Annotated in this window: 21 protein-coding genes, 1 pseudogene and 1 riboswitch; of the genes and pseudogenes, 11 read left to right on the top strand and 11 right to left on the bottom strand. The window is 51.0% G+C overall.

Going from position 1 to position 19,921, the window contains the following annotated elements:
• Positions 1-59: 59 nt before the first annotated feature.
• From folK to NX722_RS24460, 3 genes are all read right to left on the bottom strand, one after another.
• Positions 60-644, bottom strand: coding sequence for a 2-amino-4-hydroxy-6-hydroxymethyldihydropteridine diphosphokinase (folK, locus tag NX722_RS24450; RefSeq protein ID WP_262565477.1), 585 nt, complete (start codon positions 642-644; stop codon positions 60-62).
• Positions 641-2,230 carry a polynucleotide adenylyltransferase PcnB gene (gene pcnB / locus NX722_RS24455; RefSeq protein ID WP_262565478.1) on the bottom strand — a complete coding sequence of 530 codons (1,590 nt, stop codon included), beginning with the start codon at positions 2,228-2,230 and terminating at the stop codon, positions 641-643. The genes folK and pcnB overlap by 4 nt, the downstream gene beginning before the upstream one ends.
• A 622-nt stretch (positions 2,231-2,852) precedes the next feature.
• Positions 2,853-4,049 (bottom strand): retropepsin-like aspartic protease, encoded by a 1,197-nt coding sequence (locus tag NX722_RS24460; protein ID WP_262565479.1) that lies wholly within the window; start codon positions 4,047-4,049, stop codon positions 2,853-2,855.
• A 131-nt stretch (positions 4,050-4,180) separates the two neighbouring features.
• Between NX722_RS24460 and elbB the strand changes: the two genes are divergently transcribed.
• Positions 4,181-4,849: an isoprenoid biosynthesis glyoxalase ElbB gene (gene elbB / locus NX722_RS24465; RefSeq protein ID WP_262565480.1), complete on the top strand. Its 669-nt coding sequence runs from the start codon at positions 4,181-4,183 to the stop codon at positions 4,847-4,849.
• A 55-nt stretch (positions 4,850-4,904) separates the two neighbouring features.
• Here elbB and ftnA read toward each other — a convergent pair whose 3' ends face one another.
• Positions 4,905-5,405, bottom strand: a complete 501-nt coding sequence (gene ftnA / locus NX722_RS24470) for a non-heme ferritin (RefSeq protein ID WP_262565481.1) — start codon at positions 5,403-5,405, stop codon at positions 4,905-4,907.
• Between the two features lie 168 nt (positions 5,406-5,573).
• Between ftnA and tenA the strand changes: the two genes are divergently transcribed.
• Positions 5,574-6,269: a thiaminase II gene (gene tenA / locus NX722_RS24475; protein ID WP_262565482.1), complete on the top strand. Its 696-nt coding sequence runs from the start codon at positions 5,574-5,576 to the stop codon at positions 6,267-6,269.
• A 467-nt stretch (positions 6,270-6,736) separates the two neighbouring features.
• A complete protein-coding gene (locus tag NX722_RS24480; protein ID WP_262565483.1) occupies positions 6,737-7,846 on the top strand; it encodes a porin in 1,110 nt (369 codons plus the stop codon).
• A gap of 89 nt (positions 7,847-7,935) precedes the next feature.
• Here NX722_RS24480 and NX722_RS24485 read toward each other — a convergent pair whose 3' ends face one another.
• Together NX722_RS24485 and cyaY are read right to left on the bottom strand one after the other, a co-directional pair.
• Positions 7,936-8,220 (bottom strand): hypothetical protein, encoded by a 285-nt coding sequence (locus NX722_RS24485; protein ID WP_262565485.1) that lies wholly within the window; start codon positions 8,218-8,220, stop codon positions 7,936-7,938.
• Between the two features lie 73 nt (positions 8,221-8,293).
• Positions 8,294-8,617, bottom strand: coding sequence for an iron donor protein CyaY (gene cyaY / locus NX722_RS24490; RefSeq protein WP_262565486.1), 324 nt, complete (start codon positions 8,615-8,617; stop codon positions 8,294-8,296).
• A 125-nt stretch (positions 8,618-8,742) separates the two neighbouring features.
• Here cyaY and lptM point away from each other — a divergent pair, with 125 nt between their 5' ends.
• The 7 genes and pseudogenes from lptM (at position 8,743) to udp (ending at position 14,045) form a co-directional block, all read left to right on the top strand.
• Positions 8,743-8,880, top strand: coding sequence for an LPS translocon maturation chaperone LptM (gene lptM, locus NX722_RS24495; protein WP_262565487.1), 138 nt, complete (start codon positions 8,743-8,745; stop codon positions 8,878-8,880).
• Between the two features lie 50 nt (positions 8,881-8,930).
• Positions 8,931-10,184 (top strand): diaminopimelate decarboxylase, encoded by a 1,254-nt coding sequence (lysA, locus tag NX722_RS24500; protein WP_262565489.1) that lies wholly within the window; start codon positions 8,931-8,933, stop codon positions 10,182-10,184.
• Positions 10,185-10,213: 29 nt separating this feature from the next.
• Positions 10,214-10,588 (top strand): annotated as a pseudogene (gene dapF, locus NX722_RS24505) (diaminopimelate epimerase); the annotation flags it as partial.
• 47 nt (positions 10,589-10,635) lie between these two features.
• Positions 10,636-11,466, top strand: a complete 831-nt coding sequence (gene dapF, locus NX722_RS24510) for a diaminopimelate epimerase (RefSeq protein ID WP_262565490.1) — start codon at positions 10,636-10,638, stop codon at positions 11,464-11,466.
• A complete protein-coding gene (locus NX722_RS24515; protein WP_262565491.1) occupies positions 11,463-12,194 on the top strand; it encodes a DUF484 family protein in 732 nt (243 codons plus the stop codon). The genes dapF (NX722_RS24510) and NX722_RS24515 overlap by 4 nt, the downstream gene beginning before the upstream one ends.
• Entirely contained in the window at positions 12,194-13,114 is a 921-nt protein-coding gene (xerC, locus tag NX722_RS24520; RefSeq protein WP_262565492.1) for a tyrosine recombinase XerC, read from the top strand. The genes NX722_RS24515 and xerC overlap by 1 nt, the downstream gene beginning before the upstream one ends.
• Before the next feature lie 160 nt (positions 13,115-13,274).
• Positions 13,275-14,045, top strand: a complete 771-nt coding sequence (gene udp / locus NX722_RS24525) for a uridine phosphorylase (protein WP_262565493.1) — start codon at positions 13,275-13,277, stop codon at positions 14,043-14,045.
• A gap of 71 nt (positions 14,046-14,116) precedes the next feature.
• Here the strand turns inward: udp and NX722_RS24530 are convergent, their stop codons facing one another.
• Positions 14,117-15,577, bottom strand: coding sequence for an SLC13 family permease (locus NX722_RS24530; protein WP_262565494.1), 1,461 nt, complete (start codon positions 15,575-15,577; stop codon positions 14,117-14,119).
• 204 nt (positions 15,578-15,781) lie between these two features.
• On the opposite strand from NX722_RS24530, the gene NX722_RS24535 reads away from it, so the two are divergent.
• A complete protein-coding gene (locus NX722_RS24535; protein ID WP_262565495.1) occupies positions 15,782-16,174 on the top strand; it encodes a cupin domain-containing protein in 393 nt (130 codons plus the stop codon).
• 69 nt (positions 16,175-16,243) lie between these two features.
• On the opposite strand, the gene NX722_RS24540 is transcribed toward NX722_RS24535, so the two are convergent.
• From NX722_RS24540 to thiD, 4 genes are all read right to left on the bottom strand, one after another.
• Positions 16,244-17,191, bottom strand: coding sequence for an ABC transporter substrate-binding protein (locus NX722_RS24540; RefSeq protein ID WP_262565496.1), 948 nt, complete (start codon positions 17,189-17,191; stop codon positions 16,244-16,246).
• Between the two features lie 139 nt (positions 17,192-17,330).
• Positions 17,331-18,071, bottom strand: coding sequence for an ABC transporter permease (locus NX722_RS24545; RefSeq protein ID WP_262565497.1), 741 nt, complete (start codon positions 18,069-18,071; stop codon positions 17,331-17,333).
• A complete protein-coding gene (locus tag NX722_RS24550) occupies positions 18,071-18,835 on the bottom strand; it encodes an ABC transporter ATP-binding protein (RefSeq protein ID WP_262565498.1) in 765 nt (254 codons plus the stop codon). Before NX722_RS24550 ends, NX722_RS24545 begins: the two co-directional genes overlap by 1 nt.
• Positions 18,835-19,668, bottom strand: a complete 834-nt coding sequence (gene thiD, locus NX722_RS24555; RefSeq protein WP_262565499.1) for a bifunctional hydroxymethylpyrimidine kinase/phosphomethylpyrimidine kinase — start codon at positions 19,666-19,668, stop codon at positions 18,835-18,837. The genes NX722_RS24550 and thiD overlap by 1 nt, the downstream gene beginning before the upstream one ends.
• Positions 19,669-19,750: 82 nt before the next feature.
• A riboswitch (TPP riboswitch) is annotated at positions 19,751-19,847 on the bottom strand.
• Positions 19,848-19,921 lie beyond the last annotated feature (74 nt).

A 19,921-nucleotide genomic window follows, 5' to 3' on the forward strand; every position in this document is an offset into this window, starting at 1 on the left:
GTGTCAGTTCGCAGTGACAGGCAGCGCAACGGTCGTATCCGTTGCGCTGCCCTGGAAGGTTAAAACCACGGATACTGGTCCGCAATAACCTTCAGTCCGTCTTTGCCGGTTGTTTGAAGCAAAGCCTCAACGGTTCTGCCGTCAGGCATAGACAGGGAAGGAGCAATATCGTGCAGAGGACACAAGACAAAGTTGCGCACATGCATCTGGTAATGCGGTACGGTCAGGCGTTCGCTCTCAATGGTTTCATTGCCATACAGCAGAATATCGAGGTCCAGTGTGCGAGGTCCCCAGCGTACTGAACGTACACGACCATGGTTGTTTTCAATGGTCTGCATGGCGTCCAGTAGTTCTGTGGGTTGCAGTGTAGTGTCAATTTCTACCACCGCATTACAGTAGTCCGGCTGATCTTCCGGCACCTTTTCTTCACCAGGAGAGCCTTCACCAGGAGAGCCTTCACTAAGAGCGTCTTTATTAAGAGCGTCTTCATTAAGAGCGTCTGCGGTAAGGGGGACGCTCAGATAAAGCTTTGAACAGCCGGTGATCTGAATGCCTGAAGCACTGTCAATTTCGTCAACCGCCCGTTGCAGTTGTAGCCCCGGATTGTCGAGGTTGCTGCCCAGGGCGACGTAAGCTCTGGTCATGATTCTGGATTCCTGTTCTGTGGCGCACGCTTTCTTGGCTGGCGACGACGGCGACGTTTACGGCCGTTACCACTGCCAGGCTGATTGCGCAGAGAACGAATCATCTCGTTACGACTCGGGTCAGAATGTTCCTGAATCTCTGTCCACCACTGTCCGGCCTGGTTCAGTTGCTCGCCGGACTCTTCCCGCAACACCAGGAAGTCGTAAGCGGCGCGGAATTTCGGATGCGCCAGCAGGCCATCAATCTGTTTAGGCTGACGACGCTCCAGGCGATACTGAAGATCCCAGATGTCACGGATGGTCATGGTGAAACGTTTGGGGATGGCGGTATGGGCGCACTGGTTGTCCAGTACGATCATGGCAGCCTGTTGCATGGCAGGTACGGGAGGAACGCCCTGTTCCTGTAAATCGCGGAACTGGCGCTGCAATGGCCCCCATAAAAAAGCGGCAAACAGGAAAGCGGGTGTCACCGGGCGATCTTTGGCAATACGCTGGTCGGTACTGCGCAGGGCGCTGAAAATCAGGTCTTCACTGTACTTATCTCCTGTTTCCTGGCTGCTTGTTTCCAGACTGCCTGTTTCCAGACTGCTTGTTTCCAGACTGCTTGTTTCCAGACTGCTTGTTTCCAGACAACGGTGTGTGGCTGGAAACAGGTGCTTCAGCAAGCCGTAGTCCTGCAGGAGTTCGAAAGTTCGAACGCCGTTTCCGGATTGCAACAGTTTCAGAATTTCATCGAACAGTCGGGCTGACGGAATGTCTCGCAGCAAATAGCCCAATTCAAAGATCGGGTCAGCGGTTTCCGGTTCAATAGTGAAGTCGAGCTTTGCCTTGAAGCGAAGTGCGCGCAACATGCGCACCGGGTCTTCATGGTAGCGGGTAACCGGATCGCCAATCAGGCGTAACACTTCATCTTCGATATCCTGCACACCGTTGCAGAAGTCCACCACGGTAAAGTCACGGGCATCGTAATACAGGGCGTTCACCGTGAAATCACGGCGCAGGGCATCGTCTTCCATGGTGCCGTAAACGTTATCACGCAGGATTCGGCCGGAATCGGAATGGTGGGATTTATCCCGGCCATGTTTCGTATCCTGAGTCGTGTTGTCGTGGCTGGCCCTGAACGTGGCCACTTCAATCATTTCACGGCCAAACAGCACATGTACCAGTTTGAAGCGTCGGCCAATCACCCGGGAATTACGAAACAGGCGGCGAACCTGTTCCGGCGTGGCATTGGTGGCAACGTCAAAATCTTTTGGGTGCAGGTCGAAATAAATATCCCGAATACAGCCACCGACCAGGTAAGCGTCGTAGCCGTTGCTGGTCAGACGATGCAGTACCTTCAGGGCGTTATCACTGATTTCCCGTCGTGATACGGGGTGGTGGTCTCTTGGAATCACATGGCGGTTAACACGATTCTGCATAGTCAGGTCACCGGTTGAGCCGGTATCGGAGAGTGTTTCCTGTGAGCTGGTTTCAGGGTGTACGTCCTTTGGTTGGTTTTCCCTTTTCTGCCTGCGCCAGAAGAGCATAGCCGTAAAAGCCAGAACAAGGGCCAGCACCAGAACCATGATTGAGGTGCTTAACATGGTGAGTTTTGCATGAAGCCTTGGTTGAGTTGAGATTGTTGGTTTGGTGAAACGGATACATCATAGCATTCTGCCATTGGTTGAAACAGGTGCATGGGGGAGGTGGCTGACCGGGAAGGTAAAAGAAAAACAGGGGAAGTCAATTCCCCTGGTTTCAGCAATGCTCATTCTCATTATTGTTGTCAGCACACTGAGTAACTGGAAAGCCGATAATTTTACTGGCTGAAAACCGGAATCATCCTGTAAAACAATCAACTCGCCGTGCCCTTATTGTTATTATTAGATGGGCTGATCTTATTATTATTGTTTGTCGTCATTAAGGCATTTAGTGTGCCAGCTTTTATAAAAGCGTTTTAAATCAATGGGATAGAGAATAATTGCTGTTTGTAGTCAAAGTCTGCCGAGTGGAATTGTGTTACCTGTGTCGGTTCTTGTGATACTTTGTGCGCTTCGGGTAACACACGGTTTCCGCCTTTCGCTTTCCGCCTTTCGCTTTCCGTCTCCCGTATCCCGTATCCCGTATAAGGTGGCAACAACCACAACCACAAATACAACGGGCTACGGGCTACGGGTTTCGGGCAACGGGCAACGGGCTACGGCCAGCGGAAGACGAAAAGCGGCCTCACCTCGGGTGCAAAGTCAGAGTGTTTCGATCCTGATCCAGATGAAAGCGAAACTGCCCCAGCACATTCATCCCCAGCAAACCTTCTGAACCCAGTTCATACAGGTCAAGTTCAGCGACCTGCAAATTCCTGACAATAAAGTTGCCAATGTGCAGCTCTTTCAATTGATAGATCGGCGCGAACTGATATCCGCCAGCCGTTTTCAGCTGTGTATGCCCAACCCTTGCCGCCAGTTTTTTTCTGCGCAGTCTCTGCAGCAGGTCAGAAGGCATTGTGGTGAGACTGGCCCCGGTATCAATCAGAAGTTTGACGGTCTCTTTGTTGCCTGCAGACACACCAATAATGAAGTGCCCGTTTTGGGAAGAAAGAGGGATGGTACTGGCGGGCAATTCTTCCGGTTCATCCATTGGCGGTGGAGGGGTGAGTGCTGCCAGTAGCTGAGCCGCCTGACGGCCAAATTCAGAATGAGTCTGAAGAACTTCCAGTTCGCGTATAGCGCTGTTGCTGTCACCGGCAGCCAGATAGATCTGGGACAGGGCAAAGCGGTAAAAGCCATAGTTGGCTTCCTGAGAAGATAATCGCTGGAAGAGTTCAAGCAGCGTTACCAGCTGATCCAGTTTCATTTGCTGGTTATAAACAGCCCGACTGAGAGAGTGGATACGTTCGTTAAGGGCTGAACGCTTTTTGTTGCTATCCGTAAAACTTTTTAATTCGAGCAGCGTGGTAATGGCGGAATCCAGCCGGTCCTGATGTTCATAACGGTTTGCCAGTCGTGTTAGCAGTGATTCATCCTGATAGTAATGCTGTGTGAAACGCTCCAGAACATTGATACTTAAGTCACTGTCCTGGTGGTTTAACCAGTCTTCCAGGTCTCTCCTGAAGGGGCGAAAGTCGCTTGCTCCATTTCGCTCGTACTGCTGGTAAATGACCAGTGCGTCATCAATCCGGTTCTCGTCCAGAGCCTGAAGAAACAGAGAGCGTTCACCAATGGGCTGATCATTATAGGGCTGCATGGTCTGATACGGAGTAGTACTTGAGAGGTCACTGTCCCACTGGATTATCTGGTATGGGTGATTCTCAAAGGTTTCATTGCCTGACCCGCCCGGCCAGGAATGCAGCCACCATCCTGCGATCATGCCCGTTGTCAGCATCAGGATCGATAGAACCAGAGAGTGAATAATGATCAGTTTTTTCAAGCGTGTTACCAGCCGGTTATCTGGGTATCATTATTAAGGCAAGGTGTTTGTAATTATTGAGTGTAAGTTTAGTCACGTTGTTTTTATAGTTGATTTGTGGTCGTCCTGAATTGAATAAGAGGGAAATTGACATGAGTAAAGTGGGTGCAGGTAAAAAAGTGGCCGTTATTCTGTCTGGCTGCGGTGTATACGATGGTGCTGAAATTCACGAATCGGTGCTTACACTCCTCGCTCTGGATCGTCAGGGCGCTGAATACCAGTGTTTTGCGCCGGATATTCCACAGCACCATGTGATCAACCATTGCACCGGGGACGAGATGGATCAGGAGCGCAACGTTCTGGTTGAGTCTGCCCGTATCGCCCGTGGTGAGATCAAGCCGGTGCAGTCGCTGCACGTTGAAGACTATGATGCGTTGATACTGCCCGGAGGGTTTGGCGCTGCCAAGAACCTGTCGGACTTTGCCTTTAACGGTGCTGACGTTCGTGTCCAGGTGGATGTGCTGGCCATCACCAAAGCGTTCGCTGATAAAGGCAAACCGTTGGGCTTATTGTGTATTGCTCCGGCACTGGCAGGGCGCATATTCAGCGAGGGCGTTCAGGCCACCGTTGGTAACGATGAAGCAACGGCTCAGGCAATAGAGGCTACTGGTGTTAAGCACATTAACTGCGCGGTAGATGACATTGTGGTGGATGAACAGCATAAGCTGGTGACAACCCCCGCCTATATGCTGGCTAATCGCATTGGAGAAGCGGCGGATGGCATTGAAAAGCTGGTAGAGAAAGTATTGCAGCTGGCATAGACAGGGAAGCGCTGCGCTCTTCCCTGCCTTGTGGCTATAAGTCTCAGGCTGCTGGCTAGCGCGCGGCAGTCTGGATTTTGGAGACTTCCTGATCAATAAAGTACAGGCCGTTGCCTTCTGTACCAATCATATCAATCTTGTCGAGAATGGACTTGAACAGTTTTTCTTCCTCATGCTGTTCAGCTACATACCATTGCAGGAAATTGAACGAGCTGTAGTCCTGTTCTGAAAACGCCGTGTGAGCCAGTGAGTTGATGCTGCTGGTCACTTTGCACTCGTGCTCGTAGGTGGTTTCAAACACCTGGCGAACGGACTCGTATTCATGGGGTGGTGCGTCAATGGCTCCGAGAATCGCCATGGCTCCGGTTTCGTTGACATAATCAAACAACTTCTGCATGTGCTGCATTTCTTCCCGTGCGTGTTGATGGAAAAATGTAGAGCAGCCATCCAGCCCCTGGGTTTCACACCAGGAAGCCATTTGCAGGTACAGATTGGAAGAGTAGAACTCCAGGTTAATCTGCTCGTTCAGTTTATCGATCATTGTTTGACTGAGCATAATGAACTCCTTCTGGTTCGATCCGGCTTTTGGATTATAGAACGTAAATCCAGTTGCCCCAACGGCTTTCTTATTTAAAATGCAGTGACTCTGACTACTTTTTACAGTCCATTTTTACAGTCCATTTTTACAGTCCATTTTTACAACTCATATTAATAAGGTGCAGCAATGAGTGTTGATACGTCGATTTTCTATGATCAGGACACCGTGTTTGGAAAACTAAAGTCGGCCTGCAAAGATGACTGGCATGCCTATTGTCACCATGAATTTGTGCAGCGCATTGGTGATGGTACGCTGCCGATGGAATGCTTTCAGCACTACCTGCAACAGGACTACCTGTTTTTGCTGCACTATGCCCGGGCTTATGCACTGGCGGTGTATAAATCAGACAATCCGGACGATATGCGCGCGGCTGCTGAAAGTGTTGCTGTTGTAATAGCTGAAACTGAAATTCATTTAGGCTACTGCAAGGAATGGGGTCTGACTGAACAGGACGTCATTCAGGTGCCGGAAGCCCGTGCCAATATGGCGTATACCCGTTACGTGCTGGAACGTGGTATGGCAGGAGATATTCTCGATTTACAGGTGGCGCTGTCGCCTTGTGCCGTGGGGTACGCGGAAATAGGTGATCGGCTTATCAATGATCCGGCGACCAAACGCGAAGGTAACCCTTACTGGCACTGGATTCAGTCTTATGGCGGTGACGAGTATCTTGCCGGTTCGGTAAAAACAATAGAAACCATCGAGCGTCTGGCTGAGTCCCGCTTTACAGATAAGCGACTGGTGTCGTTGCAAAAAACCTTTGAGGAAGCGACACGCCTGGAAATCGGTTTTTGGGATATGGGTATCAATTGTTCGTTTTGATACCTGTCCATTTGAGCGCATTTTGAACGTTTTTTGATAGTGTCTTTTTTGTGACATAAATGCGACAAAAAAGACCTGAACCCCCCTCCGAAGTTATCAAAAAAATTACACCTTGCCTGTAAAACGCTGCTTTTGATTACTTTCTATACACATAAATGACTGAGTTCTGAAGATTTTACATTAGAACAAGGTTCGGTGTTTTGCTGTTCAAAGTACTGCTGGTTAAGTATTGACCCTTTTTCGGATTCGGTGTCTGTTGTGTTTTTGTTACCTGCTAGGTAATAGCCGAGAGGAAATTTATTTTGCTAATAAGGGTATTTATTTTAGTGATGTGACGGCTGTGTAAGATGCTCTTCATAATCGCCGTTACTGCCGCTGTGCAGGGATGGTTTGTTTTCGATCCTGTACTTACACAAAAAATAGCGGCTGTATTTGCCACACAACACATATTTAGTCAGGAGTTAGCAATGCAGAAGAAATTGCTTGCCGCTGTAGTAGCATCCCTCGTTGCCGGTCAGGCAATGGCACTGGAAGTTTATAACGACGACACCACCAGCCTGAGCATCGGCGGTCGTATCGGCGTCAAGGCTGAAAAAGCTTACGGCAGCAAAGTCACCGGTAAAAACGACAGTTCCCGTATCAACTTTAAGTTTGCGCACAAGCTGGGTAACGGCTGGACCGGTCACGGTGTTGCTGAATGGGGCTTCCGCGCTAAAGATGAGTATAACGCTCTGGGCGGCAAAGAAGACACCTTCTTCAACCGTCTGGGCTTTGTTGGTCTGGATCACGACACTTACGGTAAGATCACAGCTGGTAAAAGCTGGTCCGTTATGCAAGACGTAAACGGCTGGACTGACTCCTACGCTATTGGCGGTGGTAATGCCATGGGCCTGTACACCGGTCGTGTAAGCGGCGACGTTGACGGCTCTGCCCGTGCTGACGACGTACTGCAATACCGCAACAGCTTCGGCGGTCTGAACGTAGGTGTTCAGTACCAGCTGCGAGGCGATGCCAGTATGAAAGACGTTAATGATGTCACACACAAGTTCACACGTAAGAACGGTGCTGGTGTTTCCCTGAGCTACGATCTGCCAATGGGCCTGTCTCTGGGTGCGACTTACGCTGAAACCGAGTACGAAAAAAACACTGATTACAAAGGTCAGGACAAGTCCAAGGCGGCAACTGTTGGTGCCAAGTTTGAAAACGAAATGCTGAAACTGGCTGCTACTTACGGTAAGTTCGAGAACAAGACCAACACCACTAAGATTGGTGGCGATCTGGACAGAAAATCTACCGGTCTGGAACTGTTCGCTCAGGTGAACCTGCCACAGGTTGTTGACGGCTTCGCTCTGTACACTGGTTACAACCAGCTGGAAGCTGACAAGCAAATGGTTTCTGGTAAAGAAGCTAACAGCAAGGCTGAGTTCAAGGAAGTTGCTGTGGGTGCCATCTACAAGACTGGCCCAATGCAGTTCGCTTTCGAATGGTCTGATGGTGAGCGTAAAGGTCACGATGGCAAGAAGATCAAGAATAAGAGCGGCAACACCTACTCTGTTAACGCTCGCTACTACTTCTAATCATTCCTACCGAATGATGAGTTAGCGGCGGTTACAGACCGTGTCTGAAAAGCTCCGTGGTGAAAGCTGCGGAGCTTTTTTGCGTCTGGTCAGGTTAAATCTTTCTTCTCTGCTCCCTCGGTTTTTTCCAGCAGTGAAGAGACAATCAGGCGTTCCAGTTTGTCGAAGCGGTCGTCTATTCTTTCAAACTTCTTGTCCATTTTATCAAACCTCTCATCATGCTCCGCCTGCTTGCGCTTTATATCGCACAGCTCACGCTCAAACTGTCGTTGCTCTTTGAGGATAAGACAGACAACGTCGTGTGTCCCCCGAATAACGACTTCCATTCTATCCTTCCAGATTTCCAGAGCTTCAACCCGCTGTTCAAGACCCATGCTTTCTACCTCTTATTTGCATCATGGATTATTTTTTGAGTGGCGCAATCAACATAGCAGAGATTGTCCGGGCTTAGGGTATAGACGACAGGGAAATGTTTTCACCGCACTGCTCAGACAAACACCGGTTCAACACCTCCGGCAGACGTTCTCCTTTACACATCCAAACCTCTTCCCCTTCATCAAAATCAAAATGAAACCCACCACTTTTTGCCGCCAGCCAGAGTTGCAGCAGAGGTGTCTGACGACTGAGAATGACCTTGCTGTTGTCGGGACAGGTCAGGGTCAGAATCCCTCCTGAGGTTTCATAATCAATATCCAGTCCCTGTTCTTCAATGGCGTCTTCAATGGCCATCATCAGTTCATCAAGGTTCTGGTTAAACTGATTTTCGTTCATCGCTCTGCTCATTTAATCATCAGGAATTTGTTCAGCTGCTGCGATTATTCCCTAGAGTCAGGGTATGTTCCACAGTTATACTGTCGGAATTGATGATAAAGCTGATTTTTAAAAGGAATCCCCTAATGACAGCGCCTTTTAAATTAACAATAAAAGCAATGATGGCATTGGTTTTCTGTACCTTCCTGTTAGCAGGGTGTGGGCAGAAAGGTGACCTCTACCTGCCGGAAGATGCTTCTGCCCCTGCGCTCACGCCACAATAAAAAATAGCGCCTGAAGCAGTCATTGAACTAACAAGAGATAAGACAGATTCATGAACTGGTTTTCCTATCGTGATGGTGCGCTGCATGCCGAACAGATAGCAATGTCACGTATCGCTGAAGAGTTTGGCACCCCCGCTTATGTGTATTCCCGTGCCGGGCTGGAAGCGGGTTATAAAGCTTATCAAGAGGCTTTACACGATGTTCCTCACCTGATCGCCTATGCAGTAAAAGCCAATGGCAATCTGGCAGTGCTGAACCTTCTTGCCAGCCTGGGCGCAGGCTTTGATATTGTTTCCGTGGGAGAGCTGGAGCGGGTTCTGGCGGCTGGTGGCGACCCCGGCAGAGTGGTGTTTTCGGGGGTAGGGAAACAGCATGACGAGATTCAGCGCGCCCTGGAAGTGGGCGTGTATTGCTTTAATGTTGAGTCTGAAACGGAACTGGATCGCATCCAGCAGTTAGCAGAATCAATGGGTAAACGGGCTGCCATTTCTCTGCGGGTAAACCCTGACGTTGATGCTCAAACCCACCCTTATATTTCTACCGGTCTGCGCGACAATAAGTTTGGCATTGATATCAATCATGCGCTGGTGGTTTATCAGCGAGCTGCTGAGATGCCAAATATTGAAATAGTGGGGGTGGATTGCCATATCGGCTCCCAGCTGACCAGTGGTGAACCTTTTATTGATGCCCTGGACCGGTTACTGCTGTTGGTGGATAGCCTTCAGGCTCACGGCATTGAGCTGAAGCATATTGATATTGGCGGTGGGCTGGGTATTGCCTACAACGATGAAACGCCCCCGACCCCATCAGATTACCTGAGTACGGTTAAAGCCAGACTGCAGGGGCGGAACCTGAAACTGGTGGTTGAACCCGGTCGCTCCATCGCCGGGCAGGCAGGGGTTCTGCTGACTCAGGTGGAGCTGATCAAACGCACCGACCATAAAAACTTTGCCGTGGTTGATGCGGCCATGAATGATTTATTACGTCCGTCTATCTACAGTGCCTGGCATGGCATTGAACCGGTGGTACCTGATGATAGTAAAGAGGCGCTGGTTTGCGATATTGTAGGGCCAATATGTGAAACCGGTGACTTCCTTGGCAGGGAGAGGGTATTGCGAATAGCAGAAGGTGACCTTCTGGCAGTGAAATCGGCAGGGGCTTATGGTTTTGGCATGAGTTCAAACTATAACAGTCGTAACCGTTGTGCCGAAATCATGGTAGACGGTGATCAGGTACATCTGGTCAGACGCCGTGAAACCATTGCAGAGCAGCTGGCACCCGAAAGCGTACTTCCCAGCCTGTGAATGACCGGAAGGACAGAACGAGTTTTTTTATGCTGTTACATTTTACAAAAATGCATGGGCTGGGTAACGACTTTATGGTGGTTGATATGGTTACCCAGTCGGTACGTCTACCTCCGGACAAAATCCGTCGACTGGCAGACCGCCGTTTTGGTGTCGGCTTTGACCAGCTGTTGATTGTAGAACCGCCTACTGATCCGGATATGGACTTTCGCTACCGTATTTTCAATGCCGATGGCAGCGAAGTGGAACAATGTGGCAATGGCGCCCGCTGTTTTGCCAAATTTGTGCGGGATAAAAGGCTGATTGGGCGTGACACGATTCAGGTGCAGACGGCGGGTGGGAATATTGAACTGACACTCCACGCTAACGGTGAAGTCTCGGTGGATATGGGGGTTCCCAGGCTGCAACTTCCCAGCCTGTGAATGACCGGAAGGACAGAACGAGTTTTTTTATGCTGTTACATTTTACAAAAATGCATGGGCTGGGTAACGACTTTATGGTGGTTGATATGGTTACCCAGTCGGTACGTCTACCTCCGGACAAAATCCGTCGACTGGCAGACCGCCGTTTTGGTGTCGGCTTTGACCAGCTGTTGATTGTAGAACCGCCTACTGATCCGGATATGGACTTTCGCTACCGTATTTTCAATGCCGATGGCAGCGAAGTGGAACAATGTGGCAATGGCGCCCGCTGTTTTGCCAAATTTGTGCGGGATAAAAGGCTGATTGGGCGTGACACGATTCAGGTGCAGACGGCGGGTGGGAATATTGAACTGACACTCCACGCTAACGGTGAAGTCTCGGTGGATATGGGGGTTCCCAGGCTGCAGCCCGGAGATATTCCGTTCAAGGCGCATGAACAGCGCTCTACCTACGACCTGCGTATTGATGGAGAGGAGTTTGAAGTCAGTGCCGTCTCTATGGGTAACCCCCATGCCGTGATGCAGGTAGACGATGTAAACCGTGCGCCAGTAGAGCGACTGGGCTCGCTGATGGAAAAACATAACCGCTTTCCAAGGCGCTGTAATGTCGGCTTTATGCAGGTTCTGGATCAGGCCGAGATCAACCTCAGGGTCTTTGAACGGGGTGTTGGTGAAACGCTTGCCTGTGGTACCGGTGCCTGTGCGGCAGTTGTTGCCGGACGGTTGCAGGGGCTTCTGGGTGACGAGGTTCGGGTCAACCTTCCGGGGGGGACATTGAACATTCATTGGTCGGGAGAAGGTCACTCGGTTATCATGACTGGAACGGCCACCCGAGTATTTGAAGGACAGACCCGCTTATGAGCGATTCAGCCACTCCGGAGTCCAGTGCAACCATTCCGGCTCTTTCCCATGAAGAGCCGCCAGCTGAACTGACTTCAGCGGAAGTGGCTGACTACCTGCAGCAGAACCCGGAGTTTTTTATGGGTCAGGATGAACTACTGATGTCGTTGACCCTGCCCCATCAGCGCGGTTCTGCCATCTCCCTTTATGAACGACAACTGGCGCTGCTTCGTGATCGTAACGACGAGCAGAAACAGCGGCTGAAACGTCTTGTCAGTGTGGCTCGCGATAATGACCGGCTGTTTGACAACTCCCGCCGACTGGTACTGGCTTTAATCGAGAGCAACGATCTGGAGCAGGTAACAGAGACACTTCGGGACGGTCTGGAAAACGACTTTGGCGTGGAGTTCCACGCACTGGTTCTGTTCAACAAAAAGCCAGTTAACAGCTCGATTCGTACCGAAAATCCTGACATTGCTAATTCTGTACTGGGCGAATTACTGGTAAACCTGAACGGTGGGCAGAAAGTGGTATGTGGACGGTTGGCGGAGAAAGAGCTGGAGTTCCTGTTTCCGAACGATCATCCGAGTATCGGTTCTGTTGCACTGTCGCCACTGAATTTCCCCGACTCTGTTGGAGTGCTGGCATTGGGCAGCCGGGATGAAAATCACTTCAGGGCGTCTATGGGGAATCTGTTTCTGGGTTATTTAAGCGATGTTCTCTGTCGTGTATTGAGCCGGTTTCTCTGATGCCATCTCAGCGCTGCCCTTTACAGAAAGATATAGATGCCTTTTTAGATTATCTGAAATTTGAGAAAAACAGCTCCCGGCATACGCTGGCAGCTTATTGTCGTGATCTGAAGAAACTCTCGGGCTGGCTGGCTTCGCAAAATATCAGCACATGGTCTGAGCTTTCTGAAAAGCGGCTCAGGCTCTGGCTGGCAGAATTGCATGGTAACGGTTTGCAGAGTAAAAGCCTGCAGCGGTTGCTGTCTTCGGTACGCAGTCTGTTTCGATACCTCAACCGACAGGGAATGGTTGAAGATAATCCTGCCAAACGCCTGTCTGCCCCCAAAGCTTCAAGAAAACTGCCCGTTACGCTCGATACCGACCAGATGGATGCGCTGCTGAATAACCGTGACGACGACCCACTGGTTTTAAGGGATCAGGCCATGCTGGAGCTGTTTTATTCTTCAGGGCTGCGACTGTCTGAACTGGTGGCATTGAACCTTAATAGTTTTGAAGAAGACTTTCAGCGGATAACGGTTTTGGGCAAAGGCAGTAAAGAACGAATACTGCCCGTGGGACGCAAAGCCAGAGAAGCCATCCGGCTATGGCTTTCTGCCAGGGCGATGCTTCCGGTGAAAGACGAACAGGCTTTGTTTCTGTCGAAGCGGGGCGAACGGATCAGCCATCGACAGGTGCAGAACCGGGTCAAACGACAGGCCCGGGAGCAGGGCATGCCGACGTCTGTTCATCCCCACATGCTGAGACACTCTTTTGCCAGCCATCTGCTGGAATCCAGTGGCGACCTGAGAGCAGTTCAGGAATTATTGGGACACAGTGATATTTCCACCACCCAGATTTATACCCATCTGGACTTTCAGCACCTGGCGGATGTGTACGATAAGGCTCACCCAAGGGCGCGGCGTAAAAAAGATAAAGATTGAACCATTGGCGGGGCTGGCTATCCTAACCATTAATGGATTAACGCATAAAAGAGCTGTTCATGGATTTATTTTGCCGTCGTCGTTGATATTCAGCAATGCAGAAATCTCAAATACCTGTGATACTCTTCAGCATCGATAACACTCCAAAGGAGTCTTTCAGATGCCTGCAAATAACGTTTTTCACCTTGGAATTACCCGCGACCAGTTGCAGGGTGCAGAGTTAGCCATTGTTCCCGGTGATCCGGCAAGAGTTGAGCGAATTGCCAGCCAGATGGATAACCCACAGTTTCTCAACAGCGTGCGAGAATACACTTCCTGGCTGGCCGAACTGAATGGTAAACCGGTTGTCGTCTGTTCTACTGGTATTGGCGGGCCATCAACGTCAATTGCCGTAGAAGAACTGGCCCAGCTGGGTATTACAACGTTTCTTCGGGTAGGAACAACAGGGGCGATTCAGGAAGCTATCGAGCCCGGAAGCCTTATTGTCACCAATGCCTCTGTTCGTCTCGATGGTGCCAGCACACACTTTGCGCCGATGGAATTTCCGGCGGTTTCCTCGTTTGAATGTACCGAAGCCCTGGTGTCTGCCGTTCGTTCAGAGTCTGCTGATTACCAGGTGGGAATCACCGCTTCCTCCGATACCTTTTATCCGGGGCAGGAGCGTTACGACACCGTTACCGGGCATGTTATCCGGCGTTTTCGTGGATCCATGGAAGAGTGGCAGGCGCTGGGTGTCCTGAACTATGAAATGGAGTCGGCAACGTTGCTGACCATGTGTGCCGCCTCAGGACTGAAAGCCGGTTGTGTTGCGGCTGTCATTGTTAACCGGACCCGTCAGGAAATTCCTGACGAATCAAAAATTGCAGAGGCAGAAGCCATTGCGGTCAGGGTGGTGGTGAATGCTGCAGCCCTGCTGTTAAACAGAGAGTGACAGGTGTCTTGATGGCTATTAGCTTTTGGCGGTTGGCTGTATGAACAGCCAAAAGCCAAAAGCCCGGCAGGTTACTGAATCAATACCGTGGAAGCAAGGTAATAACCCGTCAGTGTCACCAGAATAATGCCAATAATGTTCAGGGCAAACCCCGCCTTGATCATATCGCCAATCTCCAGCTTACCCGATCCGAAAACAATGGCGTTAGGCGGTGTTGCCACCGGCATCATAAAGGCACAGCTGGCGGCGAGGGCGGCAGGCACTGCCAGGAGAGTAGGGTCTATTCCCAGTGAAACACCCAAAGCTCCCATTAAAGGCAGGAAACCTGCGGCTGTTGCAGTGTTGCTGGTCAACTCGGTCAGGAAAATAATCACGGTAACGACAAAGGCTACAACCAGCAGAATGGGCAGACCACCCACAATACTCATGGCATCGGCAATCCAGTTGGCCAGGCCGGTAGACTTGATCAGGGCTGCCAGGGTTAAGCCGCCACCAAACAGCAACAGCACGCCCCACGGGATTTCACGTGCCTTTTCCCAGGTCAGGACGTAAATGCGTTCGTCCCGGTTGACCGGAACGATAAACAGACTGATAGCCGCTGCAACAGCAATCCCGGTATCTGACAGCCCCGGAATATAGCCTTTCAGTAGTGGACGGAAGATCCATGCCAGGGCAGTCAGGGCAAAAATAATGCCGATGGTTTTTTCACCACGAGTCATAGCTCCCAGGTCATCCAGTTGTTCTTTAAGCACTTTGCGTGCATCCGGACTTTCAATGTCGTCCATCCTGAAGCTGACTTTGGTCAGCCATAGCCAGGTGGCTACAAGCATCAGGAATGAGATGGGAAGCCCTACCATCATCCACTGGGCAAAACCAATATCTATGTTGTAAGTTTCACTCAGAAAAGCCGCCAGCAACGCATTCGGCGGAGTACCGATCAGAGTCGCAAGACCGCCAATGCTGGCACTGTAGGCAATGGCCAGCAGCAGCATTTTAGCGAAACGCGCTCTGCCTTCTTCAGAGCCGCTCATCATTGCAGCCACCGACAGGCCGATCGGTAGCATCATGGCGCTGGTGGCAGTATTGGACACCCACATACTCAGGAAGGCGGTTGCCACCATAAAGCCTGCCACCTGTCGGCTTGGCTTCACCCCTGTGGCGAGCATGATATTCAGTGCAATGCGTTTGTGCAGATTCCAGCGTTCCATCGCCACACCCAGCATAAAACCACCGAAGAACAGATAGATGGTCGGGTTGGCAAAGGGGGCGGTCACTTCCCGAATGCTGGCAACGCCCAGCAGTGGAACCACGGCAATTGGTGTCAGGGCTGTCACCGGTATCGGCACCACTTCCGATACCCACCAGACAGCCATTAAGGTGGCGACCCCTACCATATACCATGCATCCTGGGTCATTCCCTGGGGCGGTGGTGTGATGATGGTCAGAAGAAGAAGTATCGGGCCAGTAAACAGTGATACCCAGTAAGATAATCCGGGCGCACCGCGAGTGAAGACGGAAGTGGCTGTTGTCATACAGGCCTCCAGTTGCTGTTATGGGTGTCAGTGTGCTGGATTGGAGGAATAGTTTTTTGATCTGGGTCAGTTTTAGGAAAGATTGGGGAGCAGAGGCAGCAATAGCACTAAGATTAAATTTTATCAGTACATCGATGAACTGAGGCTTATACTCTCTTTTGAGCCTTTTACGGCTCTGTTCTTTTGTAACCGTAGAGATCAGGTATGACTACATTAACCGACAAGCCCGGTATATCCATCATCAAGCCCGGGTCTGTAAAAATGAATGACCTGAGCCAGACGCTGAATGTTTCAGGTTTGATAAGCCACATATCAGAGCAGGCGGTAACGAACAACAAAAATGTCCTGTCTTTGGGGCATTTCACCATGAGACCGGGCGAAGGATTTGAGTACACCTACAACACTGTTGAATGCAAGGTGGTCACAAAGGGCAAAATTGTTATACGAGACAAAGAAGGTAATAAGCACACGGCAGAGGCAGGGGATGTAATCGTGTTTTCTCCGGACGTAACCGTCTATTTCGACGGTGAAAGTGATGGAGAAGCCGTTTACACCGGACACAGGGAGCTTGACCAGGATTTTGCTCCACCTAAATGATTTTTAATCCGTATTGTTTTTTCAAAGTACGCCTCTATTGCAGCCTGAGGCCGCAATAGAGGCTGGTCTTTACAGGGATATCATCAGGTCTTCCGCCTTCTGGGGCTTTTTCAACTCTTTGTGTTCATACAAAAAATCCGCTACTCGCTGATAGCGCCCCGTATCTTTTGCCGCAGGGCGACGCGCCAGGTGAGGAATCGTGTCGTACCATGCACGTTTATTCAGCTTATTATCCAGCTGACGGGGATTGGAATCCCTGAAAATTTCCCAGCCTTTGTCCGGGTTGTTAGCAATAAACTGTGCGCCCAGTTCAACGCCACGAAGAAAACGACGAATGGCTTCTTTATCGTGCTTATCCCGGTTGGCAATAAAAATCAGCTCATCGTAAGGAGGAATACCATTCTCCTCGTAATAGAACATCTTGCCTTTACTGCCAGCCAGAATCAGTTCATTCAGCTGAAAATTACGGTACGCGCCGAGAATGGCATCAACCCGCCCGGTCATCAATGAAGACGACAGGTTCCAGCCAACGTTAACCAGTTGAATGTCGTCGTAACCAAAACCATGAGGGTTGAAAAGGGTATCAATAAACGCTCTATGGTTACCGTTTGTGCTGACACCAATGGTTTTGCCTTTCATGTCTTCAAGGCTTTTGATTTTGCCTTCTTCCAGAACAATCAGGCCATCCAGAGGGGTCGCCACCAGAGTGCCAGCCCAGACCAGAGGAAGCCCTGAATCCACGGCATAATGCAGGGAAGGCTGGTAATACACCGCAATGTCAGCATTACCTGCTGCCACCAGTTTTGGGGGCAGGTTCGGGTCAGCCGGTTCCTGAATGGTGACGTTAAGACCTTCCTGTTTAAAATAACCCTTCTGCTGCGCCACAATAATGGGGGCATGGTCGGGGTTAATAAACCATTCCAGCATCAGGGTCAGGTCTTTGTTTTTCTCAACCGGGGCTGCTGTTACCACCATCGGCAACAGCATTACTATGAATGACAATAGTCGTTTAAACACGTTTCAAATCCTAATCTATTATTAGTCTCTTTCAGTTTTAGAAAGTGGCAGAACAGAACTTACCGGAAGAACGTCATCCCCGCGAAGGCGGGGATGACGATGGTATATTCTTTCCAGCCTCTTCCCTTAGAGAGTGGTTTTACCGGGTCGTTTCCGTTTGCCATGGAATCCACTTCTTCAGCAAATGGTCCGTTATGAAATAAAGGCTGACGGTACAGGTGGCCAGAACAGCCAGGGCTGCAAACATCTGGTCTACCCAGAGTCGGGCATTAGCCTGCATCATCATATAACCCAGTCCGGCACTGGAACCGACCCACTCCCCCACGACGGCGCCAATCGGAGCCACCACGACGGCAACCCGCAACCCCGATGCCAGTGCTGGCAGGGCAGCAGGCCAGCGGATATAACGGAGAACGGCAAAGCCGTTGCCGCCCATGGTGTGAGCCATTTCCAGCCACTCTTTGTTGGTGTGGCGCAGGCCGTCATAACAGCAGGTAGCCACCGGGAAGAAAATCACAAGGATGGTCATCACCACCTTGGATGCCAGCCCGTAACCAAACCAGAGCATCAGAATGGGCGCCAGCGCAAACACAGGGATAGCCTGGGTAATCAACAGTAATGGCAGCAGCCATGGACGCAGGCTGGTGAAATACACCAGCAATAAAGCCAGCAGAACACCAAAACTGACGCCAAGACCCAGACCGAGCAGCATCTCGCTCATGGTGATCAGCGTGTTGTCCCAAAGAAGGCTTGCATTGTCGTGTATACTGAGGGCAACCTGTGTGGGGCCGGGCAGAATATAGCTGGGTATTTCCAGCACCCGAACCAGGGTTTCCCAGCCCAGCAGTAAACCCAGTACAACAATCAGGGGGCGTATCATCAGGCAGCCTCCTCATGACGTAGCCGCTCCAGCAACTGACCATGCAGGGACATCAGCTGACTGTCGTCCAGTGAACGGGGTATCGCGCCGGGAGGAACAATGGGGTCGGTCAACCGGGCAGGGTGTCCCTGCAGGTGGTAGACCTGATGCCCCAGACGCAGGGCTTCCAGAGGGTCGTGGGTGATCAGCAGCACTGTACGGTTATGCAGCAGTTCGCAGGCAAGGTCCTGAAGGTTCAGCCGGGTGATGGCATCCAGGGCGCCAAAGGGTTCATCCATCAACACCACCGGGCGGTTCTCCATCAGTGTGCGTGCCAGTGCAACCCGCTGTCGCTGACCTCCGGAAAGGTTCTGTGGCAGCTCCTGCACCTTGTCACTGAGACCCACACGGTTGAGTATGTCTTTCGCTTGTTCCAGATGCTCAGAAGCTACTTTCTGGCGACGAAGCATCGGGCTGCGAAGGCGCTGCCCGAGGGTGATGTTGTCGAGAACCGAAAACCAGGGCAGCAGCAGATCCTGTTGCGCCATCCAGGCGATGCGCTGGTTCAGCTCAAAACCATCCTGGCACAGTGCGGTACCCGATACAGAAACATCCTGACTACTGACATCCAGACCGGCAATAAACCGCAGCAGACTGGTTTTGCCAACACCGCTGCCCCCGAGCAGGCAGGTCCACTGCCCACCCTTAAGGGTTAAATTCAGTCCGGTAAAAACAGGTTTGCTGTCGTACGACAGTGAGGCATTTTTGATAATAACGTCAAACATCACCAGTTCCGGTAGAAGTGGTGTACCGGGCCATGCCCCTGTCCAATGTTTAACTCGTCAGCTTTGGCAATGGCAGCCGCAATGTATTCTTTACCGCCCTGAACCGCTTCGCTCATGCTGAAGCCTTGTGCGAGCAGTGCTGTAATGGCGGAAGACAGGGTACAGCCTGTGCCATGAGTGTTGTCGGTTTCCGTCCACGAAGATTCCAGGCGGTGCAGGGACTGACCATCGTGGTAAAAGTCTACAGCCTTGCCGCCTTCCACCTGGCTGCCTGTCAGATGACCGCCTTTCAGAAGTACAGCTTTAGCGCCCAGCTCCAGCAGGGGTTCAATCATATCCAGCATCTGCCGGGTATTTTCCGGCTTGTCCTGATCAAGCAGAACAGCGGCTTCGGGCAGGTTAGGTGTAATCAGGGAGGCTTTAGGGATCAGGACTTCTTTCAGGGTTTTAATCGCTTCCCGTTGCAGCAGAACGTCACCGCTGGTAGCCACCATGACCGGATCAACCACCAGACGTTTTACCTGATAATGCTCAATACGTTCAGCAACGGTTTCAATCACTTCCGGCTGGCTGAGCATACCGACTTTCACGGCTTTTACGTCAAGGTCGGACAGAACAGAATCAAGCTGTTGATGAATGAAGGCGGGGTCAACGTCGAAGATTCCCTGAACACCCCGGGTATTCTGGGCAGTCAGGGCAGTAATCACACTGCAGCCGTAGGCACCCAGAGCCGAGAAAGTTTTCAGGTCAGCCTGAATTCCGGCACCGCCACCGCTGTCTGATCCGGCAATGGTCAGGGCAATGGGAGTGGAGAGGGTTTTATCAGTTATCATCGGTCCGGTTTACTCCTTCCGAACTGACGATGGAAACGTTGAGGCAAGCGATAAAAGGCACCTGTGTATAAGGTAACGATGCATCGCTTGTTCGTCGGTTTCCTACGCCAGTATTATCTGGTTCAGGTTCAATGGGTATTTCTCAGCGGTCTTTACAGACCACACCCCAACCAACGAATCGAGTCTATTGGGTTTGGCGGGGCGTGTCTATATTCCCGGCTAAGTGAATTTCTGATCGAATTTCAGGGCTGAA

This window comes from Endozoicomonas gorgoniicola, assembly GCF_025562715.2.
Lineage (GTDB): Bacteria > Pseudomonadota > Gammaproteobacteria > Pseudomonadales > Endozoicomonadaceae > Endozoicomonas_A > Endozoicomonas_A gorgoniicola.